Origin of the sequence: Pseudomonas mandelii, from assembly GCF_024138395.1 — a bacterium.
Classification (GTDB): domain Bacteria; phylum Pseudomonadota; class Gammaproteobacteria; order Pseudomonadales; family Pseudomonadaceae; genus Aquipseudomonas; species Aquipseudomonas mandelii_E.
In genome coordinates this window covers 72,044-90,158 of record NZ_JAMYDU010000014.1, presented here as the reverse complement: position 1 = coordinate 90,158, position 18,115 = coordinate 72,044, and the positions used below count along the sequence as shown (strand labels likewise).

Genomic DNA, 18,115 nt, shown 5'->3' with positions numbered 1-18,115 from the left:
ACCGCCATCGCGGGCAAGCCCGCTCCCACAGGGTGGATGTGTCAGGGCTTCACTTTGCGTCCCGCCATATGCTTCAAGTATCCCACCAACATTTCCAGATCCCCCTCCGGCAACACCTCTGCAGAAAATGCAGGCATCTTCGCCTGCGGCCACTGACGCAAGCTCTGCGGATCACGAATGTAGCGTTTGAGGAAATCCGCGCCGAAATACTCGGTCGGGTTGAACGGAATATTCAGGTCCGGCCCGAACTGCGAATCCCCCGCGCCATTCAATCGATGACACGCCAGGCAGTTCTTCTGAAACAGCGCAAAGCCCTTGTTCACCGGATCGTCCGCCTTCAGCGCAGGATCGGGCAGCAGGGCAGGGAAGCGTTCGGCCACCGGGGCCATGCGCTTGATGCTGGCCACTTCGAACGGCCATTGCTCGGGGCTGATGTTGCCTGCCTGCGGATCGGTCCAGACCAGATAAAACGGCCCGGCACTGTGCTTGCCCTCTGACAACGGCGGCCAAGGCTTGGCCGGGTCTTCAATCGCCAACCAGGCCCGCGCCCCTTGGGTATTGAGCAATGGCGCGGCAGCCAGTTCGGCGGCAAAACCGTCCAGGGCAACGGCTTGCAGGTGATCGTCAGGCTGGATACCCGTCAACAACGCCGCCAACGGCACGGCGCGATAGCTCATGTCCCGTTTGTAGGAAACGTCGTTAGTGATCGTGATGGTCTGAACCTGAGGATGCTTGAGCAATTGCTCGGTCTGCCAGGTGCGAGAACTCGCGCCCAGCTCAAGATTCAGCTGTGCGGCAGACAGAGGCATGCTGAGCAGCAAGGCCCCAAACAGAATGAGCGCTTTCAAATGATCGCCGTCCATGTCGTGGAAGTGCCGCAAAGGTTGGCACAGCCACGCTGACCCGGGTAGCGAGTCAATCACATTTTTATCAGGCGAAACGAAAACCCTGATGCTCGATCAGCCAATCACCTTGGTCAGGTTCGGCAAAATCAACAACAGTGTTGTGGCGAATAGAATGAGCCCGGCTTGACGTACTTTCGAATGCTTGAACATGGCTTGACCGCCTTTTTTGTTATTTCCTGGTGCCTGCCTGCATATCCATGACGGCAGAGCGCTGCACTTCCTGTAAGACGAGTGCCTCGGCAAAACCCGACGACAACTTCGTACAGGTTTACCTTAGGGCCCGCGTCACGCTTGGCTTAGATCCATTTCGTATGTGTTGAGCACTCATCGCTTTTAAAAAGGCATGAGGCTTATGGCCAGCTTCTTGGGCGCCCGTTTGCTAGACAGCTTGGTGATGGGAATCGGTTTATCCGATAGCAGACTACCGTTCGTCTGAGCGTGACCGTCAATGCCAATGAGCACTGCGGTCATTGAATCCACGGCTGCCGGGCATAAGGTGATGCATAAAGATCAGGATCACACGGTCTCCCGTAGGAGCTGCCGCAGGCTGCGATCTTTTGATTTTCATTCACCAGGTTCGAGGACGTCATGACCCAAGCTTTGATATTCGACGCGTTGCGCACGCCCCGCGGTAAAGGCAAGGCCAATGGCGCCTTGCACAGCGTCAAGCCAGTGAACCTGGTGGCCGGGCTGCTGACGGCGCTGCAGCAGCGCACGTCTCTGGACACCAGTCAGGTCGATGATGTGGTGCTCGGCTGTGTGACGCCCATCGGCGACCAGGGCTCCGACATCGCCAAGACCGCTACGCAGGTGGCCGATTGGGATGTCAGCGTGGCCGGCATGCAGCTCAATCGCTTTTGCGCGTCGGGGCTGGAAGCGGTGAACCTCGGAGCGATGAAAGTGCGTTCCGGCTTCGAAGACCTGGTGGTGGTCGGTGGCGTCGAGTCGATGTCCCGCGTGCCCATGGGCAGCGACGGCGGCGCTTGGGCGCTGGATCCTGCAACCAATTTGCACAACCACTTCACGCCCCAGGGCGTGGGTGCCGACCTGATCGCCACGATTGAAGGCTTCAGTCGTCAGGACGTCGATGCCTTCGCGTTGCACTCCCAACAGAAGGCGGCGCGGGCGCGGGCGAACGGTTCGTTCAACAAGTCGCTGGTGCCGGTGCAGGACCAGAACGGCATCATCCTGCTCGATCACGATGAGTTCATTCGCGCCGACTCGACGATGGAAGGCCTGGGCAAGCTCAAGCCGAGTTTCGACATGATCGGGCAAATGGGCTTCGATGCCACGGCATTGCGGGTTTACAGCCAGATCGAGCGGATCAACCACGTACACACGCCGGGCAACAGTTCCGGGATCGTCGATGGCGCGGCGCTGATGCTGATCGGCTCCGAGGCCAAGGGCCGGGCGCTGGGCCTGCAGCCACGGGCGCGAATCGTCGCCACGGCGGTCACCAGCACCGACCCGACCATCATGCTCACCGGCCCGGCGCCGGCCACTCGCAAGGCGTTGGCCAAGGCCGGGTTGCGGGTCGAAGACATCGACCTGTTCGAAGTCAACGAAGCGTTCGCTTCGGTGGCGCTCAAGTTCATCAAGGACATGGCCATCGACCCTGACAAGGTCAACGTCAACGGCGGCTCCATCGCCATGGGCCACCCGCTCGGCGCCACCGGCTGCGCGATTCTCGGCACGCTGCTCGATGAACTGGAAGCCCGGCGCCTGCGCTATGGCCTGGCGACATTGTGTGTCGGCGGCGGCATGGGCATTGCCACCATCATCGAACGTCTCTGAGCCCTGACTTCAAGGAAATTGCCATGACCCAAGCCATCCGTTACGAAAAAGGTCAGGACCAGATCGTCGTCCTGACCATCGACATGCCGGGCCAGAGTGCCAACACCATGAATGCGGTCTACCGCGATGCCATGGCCTCCTGCGTCGCCCGACTGGTCGCCGAAAAGGACGCCATTGCCGGCGTGATCATCACCTCGGCCAAGAAGACCTTCTTCGCCGGCGGCGACCTCAATGAACTGATCAAGGTCGGAAAACCCGAAGCCAAAGCCTTTTACGACATGGTGCTGACCCTCAAGGGCCAACTGCGCACTCTGGAAACCTTCGGCAAACCGGTGGTCGCTGCGATCAATGGCGCGGCGCTCGGTGGTGGATGGGAAATCTGCCTGGCGTGCCATCACCGTGTGGCGCTGGACAACCCGTCGGTGCTGCTTGGCTTGCCGGAGGTCACTCTCGGCCTGTTGCCGGGCGGCGGCGGAGTGGTGCGCATGGTTCGCATGCTGGGCATCGAAAAAGCCCTGCCGTATCTGCTTGAAGGCAAAAAAATCCGGCCGCAACAGGCGTTGCAGGCGCGGTTGATCGACGAGTTGGCAGCCGATCGCGATGAGCTGATGGCCAAGGCGCGGGCATGGATTGTCGCTCACCCGGTCGCTGTGCAGCGCTGGGATGTGAAGGGTTATCAAATTCCTGGCGGTACGCCGTCGGACCCGAAGCTCGCGCCGATGCTGGCCATCACGCCATCGATCCTGCGCAGCAAAACCCAGGGCTGCCTGCCTGCTCCGGAGAAAATCCTCTGCGCGGCGGTGGAAGGCGCTCAGGTGGATTTCGACACCGCGCACCTGATCGAAACCCGCTACTTCACCGAGCTGACCACCGGCCAGGTGTCGAAAAACCTCATTGGCACGTTCTGGTTTCAGCTCAATGAGATCAATGCCGGCGGCTCGCGGCCCCAAGGCATAGCGCCTTATGTGACGAAGAAAGTCGGCGTGCTTGGCGCCGGGATGATGGGCGCGGGCATCGCGTTTGTCAGCGCATCAGCCGGCATCGACGTGGTGCTCAAAGACATCAACCTCGCCGCGGCAGAGAAGGGCAAGGCCCACTCGGCGGCGTTGCTGGACAAGAAAGTTGCGCGTGGTCGGTTAACCCGGGAGCAGCGCGAAGAGATTTTGGCGCGAATCCATGCCACCGAAAACGATGCGGACCTGGCGGGTTGCGATCTGATTATTGAAGCGGTGTTTGAGGATCGCGAACTGAAGGCCAAGGTCTCATCGGCTGCGCAAACAGTCGTCGGCCCGGACGCGGTCATCGCCTCCAACACCTCGACCTTGCCGATCTGCGGCTTGGCCACCGCCGTTCCGGACCAGACGAAATTCATCGGCCTGCATTTCTTCAGTCCCGTGGAAAAAATGCCACTGGTGGAAATCATCAAGGGCGTCCATACCAGCGACGAAACCCTGGCTCGCGGATTCGATTTCGTCCTGCAAATCAAGAAGACGCCAATCGTGGTCAACGACAGTCGCGGCTTCTTTACCTCACGAGTATTTGGCACCTTCACCAACGAAGGCATCGCCATGCTCGGTGAAGGTGTGAGCGCGCCGATGATCGAGACCGAAGCGCGCAAGGCCGGCATGCCTGTCGGGCCTCTGGCGATCTCCGACGAAGTTTCCCTCAGCCTCATGAGCCATATCCGCGAACAAACCGCCAAAGACCTGCGAGCAGAAGGGAAAACCCTGATTGAGCACCCGGCCTTCGCCGTGATTGACTTGCTGCTCAAGGAATACAAGCGTCCGGGCAAGGCCGCTGGAGGTGGTTTCTACGATTACCCGGCCACAGGGCAGAAGCATTTGTGGCCAGAGCTGAAAACCCGTTTCGAGACAGCCGATGGGCAGATTTCGCCGAAGGACATACGCGATCGACTGCTGTTCGTCCAAGCCATCGAAACCGTGCGCTGTATGGAAGAGGGTGTGCTGACCTCGACGGCGGATGCCAACGTTGGCTCGATCTTCGGCATCGGCTTCGCGGCCTGGACCGGCGGTGCGCTGCAATTCATCAATCAGTACGGAGTGAAAGACTTCGTCGCCCGCGCGCAGTACCTGGCCGAGCAATACGGCGAGCGTTTCACACCGCCTGCGCTGCTGTTGGAGAAGGCGGCAAAAGACACGCTGTTTTAAGGGACCGATGACGCGTTCCGGGGCTTGCCTTGCCACCGTGTTTCAAGGCAGGCTCTGGGGTGTGCATTATTCCCTTCATGTGTCAGGTATTTTTTATGTCGTTACGCATCTGCATTCTGGAAACCGACATCCTGCGTCCGGAACTGGTCGATCAATATCAGGGTTACGGGCAGATGTTCCAGCGTCTGTTTTCGCAGCAACCCATCGCTGCCGAGTTCACCGTGTACAATGTGATGCAGGGCGATTATCCCAGCGATGACGAGACTTTTGATGCGTATCTGGTCACCGGCAGCAAGGCCGATTCCTTCGGTACCGATCCGTGGATTGAAACCCTCAAGACGTACCTGCTGAACCGCTACGAGCGCGGCGACAAACTGTTGGGCGTGTGCTTCGGCCATCAGTTGCTGGCGCTGTTGTTGGGTGGCAAAAGTGAGCGGGCGACCCAGGGTTGGGGCGTCGGCACCCACAGCTACAAACTCGCGGCCAAAGCACCGTGGATGAGCCCATTGAGGGAGGAGCTGACGCTGCTGATCAGCCATCAGGATCAGGTCACCGCGCTACCGGAAAACGCTACGGTGATTGCTTCGAGCGATTTCTGCCCGTTCGCCGCGTACCACATCAACGATCAAGTGCTGTGCTTTCAGGGGCACCCGGAGTTCATTCACGATTACTCGCGCGCATTGTTGGATATTCGTCAGGAAGCGCTGGGCGAGCAGATTTATTCGAAAGGCATGGCGAGTCTTGAACACGAGCATCACGGCACTACCGTCGCAGAGTGGATGATGCGGTTTGTGTCGCACAAGCCTGAGGGTGAGTCGGTTAAGCCTTGAAAGCTTCGCGGGCAAGCCTCGCTCCTACAAGAACACCGAAACTCCTGTAGGAGCGAGCGGTGCGGCGATCCGACTTGCCCGCGAATTTCGAAGACGCCTCGATCCTGACTACAACCACCCCGACCGCTTGAAACTCGTCCACAAACCGACGCACCCAACAGTAATAAACCCCAACACCCCGAAATACCCGAAATGCCAGGTCAGCTCCGGCATGTTTTCGAAGTTCATCCCGTAAATCCCGGCCACCGCCGTCGGGAACGCCAGAATCGCCGCCCACGCCGCAAATTTGCGCTGCACCACACTCTGGCGTGACGCCTCCAGCAACACACCGATCTCGATGGTCTGGCTGGCGATGTCTGCCAAGGTCGTCAGGTCTTCCATTTGCCGCCTGACGTGAATCTGCACATCGCGAAAATACGGACGCATGTTCTTGTCGATAAATGGAAAGCTCAGGTTCTGCAATTCCTCACTGATCTCCACCATCGGCGCTGCAAACCGGCGCAAGCGCAATACATCGCGGCGCAGACTGTGGAGTTTCTGAATGTCGCGCTCATTCAGGGAGCTGCACATTACGCTGCTCTCCAGCTCATCGATTTCGGCATGGATCGCTTCGCCCATCGGCTGGTAGTTTTCAATCACGAAGTCGAGGATGGCATAGAGTACGAAATCTTCCCCATGCTCCAATAACAGCGGCCGCGCCTCACAACGCTGTCGGACAAGGGCGTAGGACGCCGAATGACCATTGCGTGCGGTAATGACATAGCCCTTGCCGGCAAAGATATGAGTCTCGATGAACTGCAGTTTGCCTTCATTGCGAATCGGCGAATACGTGACAATAAACAGTGCGTCGCCGAACGTTTCCAGCTTCGGGCGGCTGTGTTTTTCCAGGGCGTCTTCGATGGCCAGTTCATGCAGGTTGAACTGGCGTTGCAGGTTGAACAGCTCCTGGGCGTTCGGCTCTTCGAGGCCAATCCACACAAAGTGGCCAGGCTTGGCAGCCCAGGCAGCGCCTTCATCGAGGGTGATATTGGTGACTTTCTTACCGGCGCTGTAAACCGCAGCAGCAACGACTCTACCCATAATGATGATTCACTTCTTATTAACCACTTTCTATTGATGAAGACTGGCAGTGCCAAGCGGGATTCAGCTTACCCCTGTCTGTTGTTTCAGAGTCAGCAAAATCTGTAGAGTTCGCGGGCAAAAGAAAACCCGCACAGGGCGGGTTTCTTTCAAGCGGCTTGCAGTTGCCGATCCATCGAGTCGATGCACTCGCGCATCTGCTCGCGGCACTGGGCGATCAGCATCGGCATGTCATCCAGGCTCAATCCCGCTGTAGGAATCGCCGGCAGCGAGCGGATCAGAATTTTCCCACTGCGCCAGCGGTTCAATCGCATGTGTTTGACGTAACTGCTGACACACACCGGCACGATTGGCACGCCCGCGGCAATCGCCATCTGGAACGCGCCTTTCTTGAATGGCAGCAGCTCTTCGCCGAGATTGCGCGTGCCTTCCGGGAAGACCCAGATCGAGGTGTCTTCATGCTGCAAGGTGTGAGTCGTGGTCAGCATCGACTGACGTGCCTTGTGCGCATTGCCGCGGTCAATCAACACATTGCCGGCCAGCCAGAACAACTGCCCGAACAGCGGCACCCACTTCAGGCTCTTCTTGCCAATGCACACAGTGCGGCGGGGCACCACGTTGCCGAACACAAACAGATCGTAGTTGGACTGGTGGTTGGCGATGATCACGCAGCTGTCAGGCTTATCCATCAACGGCCCGACGTCGGCCTTCACCCGCAAACGCAAAATGCACATTGCTGGCCACGCATACAAACGCGCGCATAAACGGCTGTTGTCCGGATTGAACGGCCGGAGTAGACCCAGAATCACCCCAAGCAGACCGGCCAGAATAAAGTGCAAGCCCATCAATAACATACGAAACACAAACAGCATCTAAAGGGCCCACCGGGACAAAAGGTGGCGCAGTGTACGGATGTGCACTGTTTTCGGCAATTGTCGCTATAGAAGTGGGAGATGGCCGATGTTTGAGCGCATGTTTCCGACTTATGGGTCAGATGCGATCTAGAGCGGTTGTAAGGTTTTAAACCAGACACGCAAGAAAAAGCCCGACACGACGGTCGGGCTTTTCGTTACAGCGCGTTCGGGCTTAACCCATATGCTCCTGATCCAGGATGATCGCGTTGTCCAGCGTCTCCAGCAGTGCCTTGCGCACTTTTAGCTTGGTGTTCTTGTGGGCGATCATGTTGAGCTTCTTCAACTGACGAGCCGCCGCCAGCGCCGCGCCTTGCAGCTCTTCGGCCGACACCACCAGATCAAGGAAACCGGCATCCACGGCACTCTGCGGATTGAACATCTCGGCATTGATCACCGCACGATGAAACGCCGACTTGCGCAGGCGATCACGCGCCAGCTCGATACCGGCGTGGTGCATGGTCATACCGATCTGCACTTCATTCAGACCAATGCTGAACGGGCCATCGACGCCAATGCGGTAGTCCGCCGACAACAGAATAAACGCACCCTTGGCCACCGCATGCCCAGGGCAGGCCACGACCACCGGGAACGGGTGCGACAGCAGGCGACGAGCCAGGGTCGAACCGGCAGCCACCAGTGCAATCGCCTCTTTAGGGCCGGCCGTCATCACTTTCAAGTCATAACCACCCGAAAAAATGCCCGGCTGACTGGTAATGATCACCACCGCCCGATCCGCCACCGCCCGATCCAGCGCAGCGTTAAACGCAACAATCACATCCGGCGAGATGGCATTGACCTTGCCATTGCTCAAGGTCAGGGTCGCGATACCGTCTTCGAGATGGTAGGAAATCAACTCACTCATGACGTCAATCCTTCTAATAAAGTAGGGCAGACGTTACCCACCGCCGTAGGCCAGGTAAAGCGCCATGACTGACTCGCCAGTCACCCTTTCTCCGCCCATCAGCCGTAGTCAGCCACGTCCGCCGCGCATTGGCTTCTATATAGAAGGGAAGGCGAAGCCGGAGATTGGCAGGTTTGCCATACCCTTGAACGGCGCGAAAGGGTTAACGGCGTTAACCGCATGAAAATTCTGAAAAAAATGTTTGCCATCGGAAAAGCTTTCGACTACATTAGCGCGCCTCGACAGACAGAACATGTTTGAAGAGATACGGTGAAGTGTCCGAGTGGCTTAAGGAGCACGCCTGGAAAGTGTGTATACAGGAAACTGTATCGAGAGTTCGAATCTCTCCTTCACCGCCACATTCGATGTAACCAAAACCCCTGATTTCGAGAGAAGTCAGGGGTTTTGTGGTTTCTGGTGTCTGGATTTTTCAATCATGGCTGCCCGCTGGCTCAGGTGCATCAGAAAAGGCGCGTCTGAAAATGATGTAGGACAAGTGCTGGGTGTGTGGGAAGTAATGCTGGAAAGCCAGGCGGTTGGGTGCTTCCATAGGTTCAGCACCTCACATGAGCCATCTCGGGAAGGGGTATTTGTTTTGCGCCTCTAGGGTGCAAAATGAATCAAAGGGCAGCGCAAATGATGCCCCCCATTATCCGGAACGGACGTACGCACGTTATGCAGGAAATGACCATGAAACAGGCAGAGCTGGAAAAGGTTCATGTGGAGATCGTCAAGCTGATCGCTGAACAGCGCAAGTTGAACGCCGAGGCCGGCAAGATGACCCGTGAGACTTTTTGGTATCCAGTGGCAGTTGCTATTGGGCTAATTGGTACGGTAGCTACCGTTACTGCGGTGTTGATCAAGCTGCTCTAATACTTCAGGCACCAGTCCCAATGAGCAACGAACGTCGCATCAAATCGACGACAGCTCTGAACAAGGAAATCTCATGATCACCACCACAACTCACACCATCGAAGGTCGGCAAATCACCGCTTACCTGGACATCGTCAGCGCCGAGTCGGTGCAGGGCGTTAACGTGATCCGCGATCTGTTCGCAGGCATGCGGGATTTTTTCGGCGGGCGTTCTCAAACGTTGGAGCGGGCATTGAAGGATGCGCGGATTCAGGCCACCGACGAGATCAAGGAGCGGGCTCGGGCGCTTCAAGCGGATGCAGTGGTGGGGCTCGATTATGAGATCAGCATGCCGGCCGGCAAGGGTGGAATGGTGGTGGTGTTTGTGACCGGGACGGCGGTCAAGCTGCGGTAAGTGGGCGGGGAAAAATCTTGAGGAGGAGCGCGCACATTTTGTTTTTTCGCCATCCGGTTTTGTAGGAAGCAGGCGCTGGCCATTCGTCGGGCACGTAACAATCTGAATCACAAGTCCGGGAATGACCGACTAGTCTCAAAATCCTGGGTGGTCGATATTTTCCAGGCAAATAGGGCTTGCCGGTATCGACCCGCTGAGAGGAGCGAAGATATGACTGAGCCGTATATCGAAGACGACGGGGCGGAATTTCCAATCAATAATTGCGTGCAGTGTGGTCAGTCGGACTATGTGCCGAGCTTCGGTGAAGACCGTATCAAAATCAACAAAATCAAATCTGCAGTGCCCCGAACTCGGGGGCCGAAGTCGAAGTTCATGCCCAAGCTGGGTGCGCCTTCCAGGAAGTAAACAGTGATTCGTACGAGCCCCGCCATTGAGCGGGGTTTCTTGTTTTTGAAGGGTAGAAAGCGTGCTTGGAGGCAATGCGGAGAAACGTCCTGCACATTGCAAGCACTCGTGTTTTTTTTCACAAACTTTTCACACCTGCCTACGTAGTCTCAGCTCATCCGTTAGAAAGCAGTACCCTGGCCCGTTTCCCCAGCGGGCTTTTTTTTGCCTGTCATAAAACCTTTTCCATAAATGCTGTCCAACCGTCGCTAATGATGAGGTTGTTCCGTGTTTGTGTCTGGACTTTGCCTCCTCCAAAGCATTCAATCTCCGGCCTTTCGGTTTCCCCTTTTTTTGAGGTTCACGTTATGCGTTTGACACTGCCTGCTCTGGTTCTAGGCCTTTTGGTTGCTCAAGGTGCAATGGCTGCCGGTGATGGCACTGCCGCGCTCGGTGGTGGTCTGGGTGGTGCGCTGGGTAATGTGATCGGCCAGAAAATGGGCGGCAGCACAGGCGCAGCGATTGGTGCCGGCGTAGCGGGCGCAGCCGGCAGTGCTGTTGCAGCACGCAAAGGCAGCCGTACCAAAGCGGCCATCGGCGGCGGTGTCGGCGCGGCGGGCGGTTCGGTGATCGGCAACAGTCTGGGTGGCAAGACGGGTTCCACCATCGGCGCCGGTCTGGGTGGTGCATTGGGCGGCGGCGTGGGCAGCAATCTGTCCAAAAAAGGCCACTGATCCTGAAGGATCCCCTGAAAAAGCCCGGCTCGAATGCCGGGCTTTTTCGTTTTTGAACGTTTCTCCTGTATGTGGCTCAAATCTCGTACAGTCAGTATCTGGTTTGCTCACCAGACGCAGATGCCAGGCTGAGGCCTATCCGCGGCACGATCTTCCCCCGATGCGGAAATTAGAGGTTCATATCATGCGTTTGACATTGTCCACGGTGGTTTTGGGACTTTTGGTTGCTCAGGGTGCGATGGCTGCCGGCGACGGCACCGCTGCAGTGGGCGGTGGTCTTGGCGGCGCGTTGGGTAACGTGGTCGGCGGTCAACTAGGCGGCAGCACGGGAGCAGCCGTTGGCGCTGGCGTCGGCGGTGCGGCAGGCAGCGCGGTCGGTGCGCGCAAGGGCAGTCGAACAGAAGCGGCCGTTGGCGGCGGTATTGGCGCGGCGGGCGGCTCGGTGATCGGCAATAGCCTGGGCGGCTCTACCGGCTCGACCATTGGTGCGGGCGTAGGCGGTGCAGCCGGTGGCGCGGTGGGCAGCAACCTGGGTAATGACAGCGGCAGCTCGCATTCCGGCGGCGGCAAGCACAAGCATAAACACAAGAATAAACACCACTAAACTCGACATCGAGTAACAGTAGAAACCCGGCCTGGTGCCGGGTTTTTCGTTTCTGTCTCCAGGACTCAGGAACGTTTGCCCGTAGGACGCCTCGAACTTCATACACCCCTGAACGTTGTGAGGCATGTCATGACTCCGCAAACCGAAGGCATGGAAGATGAAGGTCCGATCAACGATCCTGGCAACGAAGATCCGGGGTCTCTGATGGACGACGCCACGGTGCCGCTCAACGATGCCGATGACGCAGGCGACGTGGGCAATTGCGAGTATGACGAGTACGACGAGGAAGACGACGAGTGATGGTGTTTTGCGGTCGGGCCGACCGATCGTCCCTCTGATCGAACCGTGTCTATCGTGTTGTCCTCGAAATATCAGGATCTGCTTTTCAGGTCCATTGAGAGGTGCGTTATGAATGCTGATCCGAAAGACACCGATATCGACGATACCCCCGAATATCCGCTGCCTTCCCCCACCAACCCCCTGAGTCGCGATCAGCGCCCGCCCGACGATGACGACACCGCTGTGGAACAGGTGCCCACCGATGATGTGAAACGCGGTGACGTGGAAGCCCATCCCGATGACCCGGACATTGCCGGTGACGATTTATCGGGAGAACCGAGCTGAAACCCTGCGTAGCGATCCATCGCCGCTCGTCGATTGTGCGGCACCTTTAAAAAGCGACCGCTGCCAGAGATCAGATAAAGCACTCTTTAAAGGAGGTGCGCCATGATCAGGTCAAAACTGACGACCCTGACGATGGTCGGCTTATTGTCGATCAGTTCATTGGGGGCGTTTGCTCAATCTTCTGGACGCGATGCACCGGTCGACAAGGGCGGAATGCCACCTTACTCGGAAATGAACGCAGGTTCCTCGGACGGGAAGATGCCGCCGCCGGACACCATTGGTGGTGGGAATGGCGAAGATGCCAGTGGTAGTAGCACCAGCCCGGGGAAGGGAAGTGGCTCGATGAGCGATGGAAGTTCGATGGGGAGTGGTTCTGGAGGTGGGTCTGGAGAGTCAGGTGATTTTGAAATTGATGAGAGCGGTGGTGGAGTAGGAAGTGGAGGTGAGACCGGTGGTTCTGGGGGTTAAGTCAAAGTGTTTACTTCAAACTGAGCCCAGCCTCGAGCTGGGCTTGGATGTTGGCGTTGTTATATTAATGATTCAATCCAGTTTTTATAGAAGGTTTTTTGCTCCTCAATATCGCTAGTAATATTTTCGTCTTCGTAGTCGAAAATTCGTACTATGTCGTCTTCTTCGCTAGGTTTTCCAAGTTTAAGTTCGTATGCGACTAAGCCGCTAGACATTTGGGACGACATACGTGAAGGATGAACATTCAATTTGGCGCCTTTGCACAGAAATTTTATATCAGGGTAGTCGGCTCTTAACATGCCAAAGCATACGTAAAGGTCATAGGCCGTATAAGTTTTTTTTAAGCCACTTTGCATCGTAAATGTGAGTGTCGATTTTTTTCTGTCGCATTCGATTTTGGCCGTCTCTACGATCCCATGATTGTTTATTAGGATTTCTATTATTTTCATGGCTGCTTCCTGAACGGGTTGGGTATGGAGTAGCCCTTGTAGCTACCATCATCATGGACCGGGGTAACTCCCACGATGTCGTGATTTTTTATTCCTCCGGGAAACGCTATCTCAACTTCACGCCGATGTGGTGACATCATGCCAAGTTCTTTATTTACATCGATGCCACGAATATTTTTTAGTACATATATATAACCGTCTGCGAGCCCATAGCCTGTGGCAAACTTTTTTGCCTCATTTTCGTTTGTCGTAGTGCTGACAAAGTAACTGGGAGGGCTTCTGTTATCTGATGCATGCAAATACAGATCTGTACTGTCTCCCAAGGGTTCAAATCCTGCCTCAAAAATTTCCCATGGTTCTCGGTCATCACCACGGTATAAATAATAGTTCTCTTGTTTTGGATTTGGGGTTCCGGGCTCCCCCTCATCAACCCCCACCTTACCCGCCGGATCCTCATCCCCAAACGACGGCTTCTTACACCCATCCCCACCAGGGCACTCACTCAACCCCAGCGGATCAACCCAACCCGCCGGATTGCGCGTGTATTGATAGCCGTTTAACCCGCCCGCCAACTTGCTCGGGTCTGGCGTCAGGAACCGCCCGATATCCGGATTGTAGTAGCGATGCCGGTTGTAATGCAGGCCGGTTTCCGCGTCGAAATACTGCCCTTGAAAGCGCAGCGGCTGATCGAGGATCTGGTGAGTGTCGCGGTTGAGGCGGGTGAGGCGGCCATAGGCGGTGTATCGGGCGGCCCAGATGATGTCGCCGCTGTAGTCGGTGAGTTCTTGCGGTGTGCCGAGGTGGTCGAGTTGGTAGTAGAACGGGCAGGCTTGGCGCGGGCCTTTGCCGTCGAGCATGGCCAGTGGACGGAAGGTGCCGGGTTCGTAGATGTAGCTTCGATGGTGATCCTGGTTGTGTTCGGCGACGAGGTGGTCGCCTTGCCAGAAGAACTCGGTGGTGTTGCCATCGACGGATTTGCTGATACGGCGGCCGAAGGCGTCGTAGCGGTAAGTGGCTTGGCTGCCATTGGGCAGGGTGGCGCCGATCAATCGATGCTGGCAGTCGTAGTGGTATTCGGTGACGAGTTTTTGCGCGGTGCCGCGGCGTTCGCGAATCAGGTTGCCGAAGGCGTCGTAGTCGTAATGTCGATCGCCTTGCATCAGCAGGCGATTACCCTGCACCTTCGCAACGCCGGGACGATCCTGCATCAACAGATTGCCAGCCGGGTCGTGGGCGAAGCTTTCCGGCGATTGGTCACGGGAATGGCGGACGCGGATCAGGCGGTCGAGCGAGTCATACTGATAGCTGCGCTGGCCATGGCGGGTGTCGGCGATGTGGTCGAGATTGCCGTTGGCGCTATAGGCATAGTCGCGGCGGTACAGTGGATGTTGATGTTGGCTGACGGCATGGGCTTTCAGCCGGCCCTGGTCGTCGTAGGCGTATTCGCTGAGCAGCAGACCCTGTTGGCGGTTTTGTTCGCGACCGAAGGCAAACTGGTGGTTGGTGAGGCGTGTGCCGTTGAGGTCAATGGCCGTCAGCGTGCCACCCTTGGCGTGGTGATAGTCGAGTTTGCTGTTGTCCGGCAGGCGCAAGTGGTTGAGTCGACCGCACGCGTCGTAGCGATAACGCAACGTGCCCCAGCCTTGGTGTTCGGTGATCAGCCTGTCCTGGGCGTCGTATTCGAATTCCAGCGGATGGTCGTGGCCGTCGTCGACACTGACCAGTCGGCCCAACGAGTCGTAGCGGTACTTGACCTTGATGCCGTCGGGCAGGGTCTTGACCAGCAGACGTCCAGCCGAGTCCCGCTGATAAGCCGTGACCAGCTGCGAGCCGTCATCGCCAAACTCGGTTTTCTCCTGCAGGTGGCCGTTGAGGTCGTAGGCGTAGGCGGTGCGACGGCCGTCGAAGCCGGTTTCCTGCCGGATCAGGCCGTTGGGCGTGTAGTCCAGCCGATAGTGTTCGCCGGATTCGTTTTCGATTTCCGTGAGCAACAGCTGCGCATTGTCGTAACGGTACTGGAGTTGGGTGCCATCGGGATTGATCCGGCGGCTGACCAGGTGCAGATCGTCGGCGTATTCGTAGCGGGTGACGCGGCCCAGTTCATCGCGTTCGGCGGTGATCTTGCCGTAGGCGTTGTAGCTGAACCCGCGGCTGGCGCCGGTAGGCAGCGTCGTCTGAACCAGTCGGCCGACGGCATCCCATTGATACTGGGTAACCGCCCCGTGTTCGTCCTGACGGGTCGCCTGCCGACCCAGCGCATCGTAGGAAAAGCGTCGCTGGCCGCCATCCGGCAGCGTTTCCTCAAGCAACTGCCCCAAGGTATTCCAGACAAATACATGCCGACTGGTGTCCGGGTAGCGGATCGACAGCAAACGCCCCTGAGCGTCATAGTGATAATGGGTGACATGGCCTTGCGGATCGGTGGCTTCAGTGACGTCACCCTGCGCGTTGCGCTGATAGGTCCACACCGCTTTGCCGCGATAGCGCGCATGCAGGAATCCGTTGCGGTATTCGTAGGACGTTGGCTCATCTTCCGGTGGAATCAGCGCCACCAACCGCCCGACTTCGTCGTAACGGTATTCGGTGACGGCGCCCAGCGGATCCTGGTCGGCCACCAACCGGCCCTGATCGTCATAGGCCTTGAGCTGTTCGCCGCCACCCAGCTCGACCCGGCGCATCAGCCGTGCGCGGTCATCGTGCTCGTAAACCTCTTCACTGCCATCGGTGTTTTTAACCACCACGCTGCCGTTGTCATCCCAGACATAACGCGTATCCATCTGCGCAAACGACGCCCAGTGCCGCACGCAGCGCGCTGCCTTGCCAGACCGTTCCCACTCCCAGAAGAAACTCGCGCCACCGGCCAGTTGCCGCTGCAGAATCACGTGCCGGTCGTCGTAGTCGTAACGCTCGCTCTCACTGGCGGCGTTGGTCGCTTCGATCAAGCGTTGGCGAGCGTCGTAGCGATAGAAAACCAGCGTCTGCTCTGTACGCCAGGCTTCGCCCGAGGAATCGCTGGGGTGAAACGATTGGTATTCGACGGCAACGAGGTGCCTGCGCTCATAGCACAACAGCAGCGAACGACCGGCGCCGTTATCGAGGCGTTGAATGCGATCCTGACGGTCGCGGGTGATACGCAGGCGGTTGTTGTAGGCGTCGCTGATTGCTGTCAGCCGACCGTTATGAAAGTGATAAAAACGTGTGTCGTCGCCAGCCAGGGCGAGGATCAGTTCTTCTGGCTCATTGCCCAGATAAATCGCCGCCCGCGACAGGCTGTTGTGGATCACCGGGCGCTCGACACTCGGCAGCGGAAACGTCGTACGACGGTTTTCGTGGTCGACCCAGACGACCTGTTTATCATCCAGCTCCAACCGCTGCGCCAGAGAATGGCTCCAACCCCAGCCCAGCCCGCAATCGATCTCCGCCGCGCTGGTGCGGTACAACCGGGTGAAGTTGAACGGCAGAAGCCCATCCAGCGAACCATCGGTCAGGGTCAGCAGTTCTTCGCCGGTGACCATCGACACTGGACAGTTGTTGGTGCAAGTCAGTGCCGCGCAATCGGCGCTGTCGCCATTGGGGTTTTTCGCCTGACTCGGTGCATCGTCGTGAGGTTCGTGACGCCCCAGCCGGGTCATGGCGTTGGACTTGTCGCGAGCAATGGCAACCGGATTGTTCACCTGTACAACGGGAGAGTCGCCAGCACGGATCTGTAACGGAACCGTCGGTGCCGGTTTCAGCGGTGCATTACGCGCGCGGACCACGAGCGGTTTGAGCGCACCAGCGTGGGATGTCAGGTCGGATTTGGCCGTCAGTTCGGCCAGCCGCAAACTGGCCCCCGCCAACCATTGCCGAGCCTGCTGGGACTTGATCTTGTCCAGAACTTTAGCGCTCATGCCGAGCTTCAAGCCCGTAGGCCCGGTGAGGCGCACCAGCAGGAAACTGATCAACAGTTCCGTGCGAATTTGCGCCACGACTTCGGCGATGTACTGCGGCGGCAGCATCCTCAGCCAACTGGTGAAGGCCGCAAGATGAATGAACATCAACGGCTCATCGCTCAACATCAGCAGCACATTGGCGATGGCTTCAGTCGAGGCATTCAGCAGCGTCTCGAGCTCGCCTTGGGTCAGGTACTCAAGGAGTTTTTCGCTATTGGTTTGCAGGTCTGCCAGCAGGGCGTAGACCTGCTTCACGTCATCCCACAAACCGTGCAGCGAACGCTCGAAACCGCGCCAGTCAGCCTGCTGCAGCATGCCGTAGCGCTGGGTGAACCCCGCCTCGGAAAAACCGGCCCATAAAGGCTCGAACTCGCTCGACCATTCATTGCGCAACCAGCCTTCCAGGTCGCCGATCACGTCCTGATAGGAGGCATAGAGCGCCTTGACGTGATCAGTGGAAACATTGGGAAAGAAAGTGATGCGATAACGCTGGCCGCGCCAGCAGTCGGGGATTTCGAGGATGCCGCTGGGGCCAATGGTTTCGTGGACGGGCTCACCGAACGTCAGTTCGCCATTGCGCTGCGAGATAACCGGTTCGAGCATCACCGGCGTATTGCCAATCGGCACGAAACGCGCGGCCTCGAACACATGCACCAGGGTCAATGGCCCGCTGGCCGGGCACATGGCGAGCGTCGAACTGACAGGGGTGGTGGAGTCCTTCGGCGCCGTGAGCCGGACTTCATTGCCGACCTTGAATACCTGCTCGACATTCAGCGCCCCACCGGTCCAGAAATTTTCTGCCCAGGCCTCGTAGTTGTTGAGGCAAAGTCGAAAATCCCCGAGCAGCGCTTTGACGTCCGGCTGCTCGGGATTCATGGCGGCGACCACCAGAAGGCCGATGGCATTGTTCAAGGCCAGGACCTTGTCAGGTTCGAACATTCGCAATCCCTCGCGCTGATCAATTAGGAGCGCAAGACTTTGCGGGGGATCAACAAGGAAAGAAGTCGGGAAAGGAGGTGTTTGGTGTAGGGCAAGTCGCTAAATCATCGCGGGCGCCTCGA

17 protein-coding genes and 1 tRNA gene are annotated in these 18,115 nt (G+C 57.7%); 12 read left to right on the top strand and 6 right to left on the bottom strand.

Features of this window, described 5'->3' with window-relative positions:
- Window positions 1–41: 41 nt before the first annotated feature.
- The gene (locus tag NHU87_RS19620) at window positions 42–863 is read right to left on the bottom strand and encodes a c-type cytochrome (RefSeq protein WP_253551744.1); all 822 of its coding nucleotides are present in this window, start codon (window positions 861–863) and stop codon (window positions 42–44) included.
- Window positions 864–1,493: 630 nt separating this feature from the next.
- Between NHU87_RS19620 and NHU87_RS19615 the strand changes: the two genes are divergently transcribed.
- The 3 genes from NHU87_RS19615 (at window position 1,494) to NHU87_RS19605 (ending at window position 5,697) form a co-directional block, all read left to right on the top strand.
- Window positions 1,494–2,699: an acetyl-CoA C-acetyltransferase gene (locus tag NHU87_RS19615; RefSeq protein WP_253551742.1), complete on the top strand. Its 1,206-nt coding sequence runs from the start codon at window positions 1,494–1,496 to the stop codon at window positions 2,697–2,699.
- Between the two features lie 23 nt (window positions 2,700–2,722).
- Entirely contained in the window at window positions 2,723–4,867 is a 2,145-nt protein-coding gene (locus NHU87_RS19610; RefSeq protein WP_253551740.1) for a 3-hydroxyacyl-CoA dehydrogenase NAD-binding domain-containing protein, read from the top strand.
- A 95-nt stretch (window positions 4,868–4,962) separates the two neighbouring features.
- Complete coding sequence (locus NHU87_RS19605; protein ID WP_253551738.1) at window positions 4,963–5,697, top strand: amidotransferase; 735 nt, start codon at window positions 4,963–4,965, stop codon at window positions 5,695–5,697.
- A 108-nt stretch (window positions 5,698–5,805) separates the two neighbouring features.
- Here the strand turns inward: NHU87_RS19605 and NHU87_RS19600 are convergent, their stop codons facing one another.
- The 3 genes from NHU87_RS19600 to NHU87_RS19590 all read right to left on the bottom strand — a co-directional run bounded on the left by NHU87_RS19600 (window position 5,806) and on the right by NHU87_RS19590 (window position 8,553).
- Entirely contained in the window at window positions 5,806–6,777 is a 972-nt protein-coding gene (locus NHU87_RS19600; RefSeq protein WP_253551735.1) for a magnesium and cobalt transport protein CorA, read from the bottom strand.
- A gap of 149 nt (window positions 6,778–6,926) precedes the next feature.
- Complete coding sequence (locus NHU87_RS19595; RefSeq protein WP_253551733.1) at window positions 6,927–7,649, bottom strand: lysophospholipid acyltransferase family protein; 723 nt, start codon at window positions 7,647–7,649, stop codon at window positions 6,927–6,929.
- A 214-nt stretch (window positions 7,650–7,863) separates the two neighbouring features.
- On the bottom strand, window positions 7,864–8,553 hold the full coding sequence (locus NHU87_RS19590) for a crotonase/enoyl-CoA hydratase family protein (protein WP_253551731.1): 690 nt from the start codon (window positions 8,551–8,553) through the stop codon (window positions 7,864–7,866).
- 308 nt (window positions 8,554–8,861) lie between these two features.
- Here NHU87_RS19590 and NHU87_RS19585 point away from each other — a divergent pair.
- The 9 genes from NHU87_RS19585 to NHU87_RS19545 all read left to right on the top strand — a co-directional run bounded on the left by NHU87_RS19585 (window position 8,862) and on the right by NHU87_RS19545 (window position 12,673).
- Window positions 8,862–8,951: transfer RNA gene (locus NHU87_RS19585), tRNA-Ser, on the top strand.
- 331 nt (window positions 8,952–9,282) lie between these two features.
- Entirely contained in the window at window positions 9,283–9,465 is a 183-nt protein-coding gene (locus tag NHU87_RS19580) for a hypothetical protein (RefSeq protein ID WP_253551729.1), read from the top strand.
- 73 nt (window positions 9,466–9,538) lie between these two features.
- A complete protein-coding gene (locus NHU87_RS19575; RefSeq protein WP_007902143.1) occupies window positions 9,539–9,859 on the top strand; it encodes a YbjQ family protein in 321 nt (106 codons plus the stop codon).
- A gap of 210 nt (window positions 9,860–10,069) precedes the next feature.
- Entirely contained in the window at window positions 10,070–10,264 is a 195-nt protein-coding gene (locus NHU87_RS19570; RefSeq protein WP_253551726.1) for a hypothetical protein, read from the top strand.
- 347 nt (window positions 10,265–10,611) lie between these two features.
- Window positions 10,612–10,977, top strand: coding sequence for a hypothetical protein (locus NHU87_RS19565; protein WP_008072998.1), 366 nt, complete (start codon window positions 10,612–10,614; stop codon window positions 10,975–10,977).
- Between the two features lie 184 nt (window positions 10,978–11,161).
- Window positions 11,162–11,581 carry a glycine zipper domain-containing protein gene (locus NHU87_RS19560; protein ID WP_253551723.1) on the top strand — a complete coding sequence of 140 codons (420 nt, stop codon included), beginning with the start codon at window positions 11,162–11,164 and terminating at the stop codon, window positions 11,579–11,581.
- A 129-nt stretch (window positions 11,582–11,710) separates the two neighbouring features.
- Window positions 11,711–11,881: a hypothetical protein gene (locus NHU87_RS19555; RefSeq protein WP_253551721.1), complete on the top strand. Its 171-nt coding sequence runs from the start codon at window positions 11,711–11,713 to the stop codon at window positions 11,879–11,881.
- A 108-nt stretch (window positions 11,882–11,989) separates the two neighbouring features.
- Window positions 11,990–12,205, top strand: a complete 216-nt coding sequence (locus tag NHU87_RS19550) for a hypothetical protein (RefSeq protein WP_253551719.1) — start codon at window positions 11,990–11,992, stop codon at window positions 12,203–12,205.
- A 102-nt stretch (window positions 12,206–12,307) separates the two neighbouring features.
- Window positions 12,308–12,673, top strand: a complete 366-nt coding sequence (locus NHU87_RS19545; RefSeq protein ID WP_253551717.1) for a hypothetical protein — start codon at window positions 12,308–12,310, stop codon at window positions 12,671–12,673.
- Between the two features lie 59 nt (window positions 12,674–12,732).
- On the opposite strand, the gene NHU87_RS19540 is transcribed toward NHU87_RS19545, so the two are convergent.
- Together NHU87_RS19540 and NHU87_RS19535 are read right to left on the bottom strand one after the other, a co-directional pair.
- Window positions 12,733–13,122, bottom strand: a complete 390-nt coding sequence (locus NHU87_RS19540; protein WP_253551715.1) for a hypothetical protein — start codon at window positions 13,120–13,122, stop codon at window positions 12,733–12,735.
- Window positions 13,119–17,993 carry an RHS repeat-associated core domain-containing protein gene (locus NHU87_RS19535; protein WP_253551713.1) on the bottom strand — a complete coding sequence of 1,625 codons (4,875 nt, stop codon included), beginning with the start codon at window positions 17,991–17,993 and terminating at the stop codon, window positions 13,119–13,121. Before NHU87_RS19535 ends, NHU87_RS19540 begins: the two co-directional genes overlap by 4 nt.
- Window positions 17,994–18,115 lie beyond the last annotated feature (122 nt).

Coding starts and splice junctions, on each gene's coding strand:
- NHU87_RS19620 (WP_253551744.1), bottom strand. CDS start 863: ATGGACGGCGATCATTTGAAAGCGCTCATTCTGTTTGGGGCCTTGCTG.
- NHU87_RS19615 (WP_253551742.1), top strand. CDS start 1,494: ATGACCCAAGCTTTGATATTCGACGCGTTGCGCACGCCCCGCGGTAAA.
- NHU87_RS19610 (WP_253551740.1), top strand. CDS start 2,723: ATGACCCAAGCCATCCGTTACGAAAAAGGTCAGGACCAGATCGTCGTC.
- NHU87_RS19605 (WP_253551738.1), top strand. CDS start 4,963: ATGTCGTTACGCATCTGCATTCTGGAAACCGACATCCTGCGTCCGGAA.
- NHU87_RS19600 (WP_253551735.1), bottom strand. CDS start 6,777: ATGGGTAGAGTCGTTGCTGCTGCGGTTTACAGCGCCGGTAAGAAAGTC.
- NHU87_RS19595 (WP_253551733.1), bottom strand. CDS start 7,649: ATGCTGTTTGTGTTTCGTATGTTATTGATGGGCTTGCACTTTATTCTG.
- NHU87_RS19590 (WP_253551731.1), bottom strand. CDS start 8,553: ATGAGTGAGTTGATTTCCTACCATCTCGAAGACGGTATCGCGACCCTG.
- NHU87_RS19580 (WP_253551729.1), top strand. CDS start 9,283: ATGAAACAGGCAGAGCTGGAAAAGGTTCATGTGGAGATCGTCAAGCTG.
- NHU87_RS19575 (WP_007902143.1), top strand. CDS start 9,539: ATGATCACCACCACAACTCACACCATCGAAGGTCGGCAAATCACCGCT.
- NHU87_RS19570 (WP_253551726.1), top strand. CDS start 10,070: ATGACTGAGCCGTATATCGAAGACGACGGGGCGGAATTTCCAATCAAT.
- NHU87_RS19565 (WP_008072998.1), top strand. CDS start 10,612: ATGCGTTTGACACTGCCTGCTCTGGTTCTAGGCCTTTTGGTTGCTCAA.
- NHU87_RS19560 (WP_253551723.1), top strand. CDS start 11,162: ATGCGTTTGACATTGTCCACGGTGGTTTTGGGACTTTTGGTTGCTCAG.
- NHU87_RS19555 (WP_253551721.1), top strand. CDS start 11,711: ATGACTCCGCAAACCGAAGGCATGGAAGATGAAGGTCCGATCAACGAT.
- NHU87_RS19550 (WP_253551719.1), top strand. CDS start 11,990: ATGAATGCTGATCCGAAAGACACCGATATCGACGATACCCCCGAATAT.
- NHU87_RS19545 (WP_253551717.1), top strand. CDS start 12,308: ATGATCAGGTCAAAACTGACGACCCTGACGATGGTCGGCTTATTGTCG.
- NHU87_RS19540 (WP_253551715.1), bottom strand. CDS start 13,122: ATGAAAATAATAGAAATCCTAATAAACAATCATGGGATCGTAGAGACG.
- NHU87_RS19535 (WP_253551713.1), bottom strand. CDS start 17,993: ATGTTCGAACCTGACAAGGTCCTGGCCTTGAACAATGCCATCGGCCTT.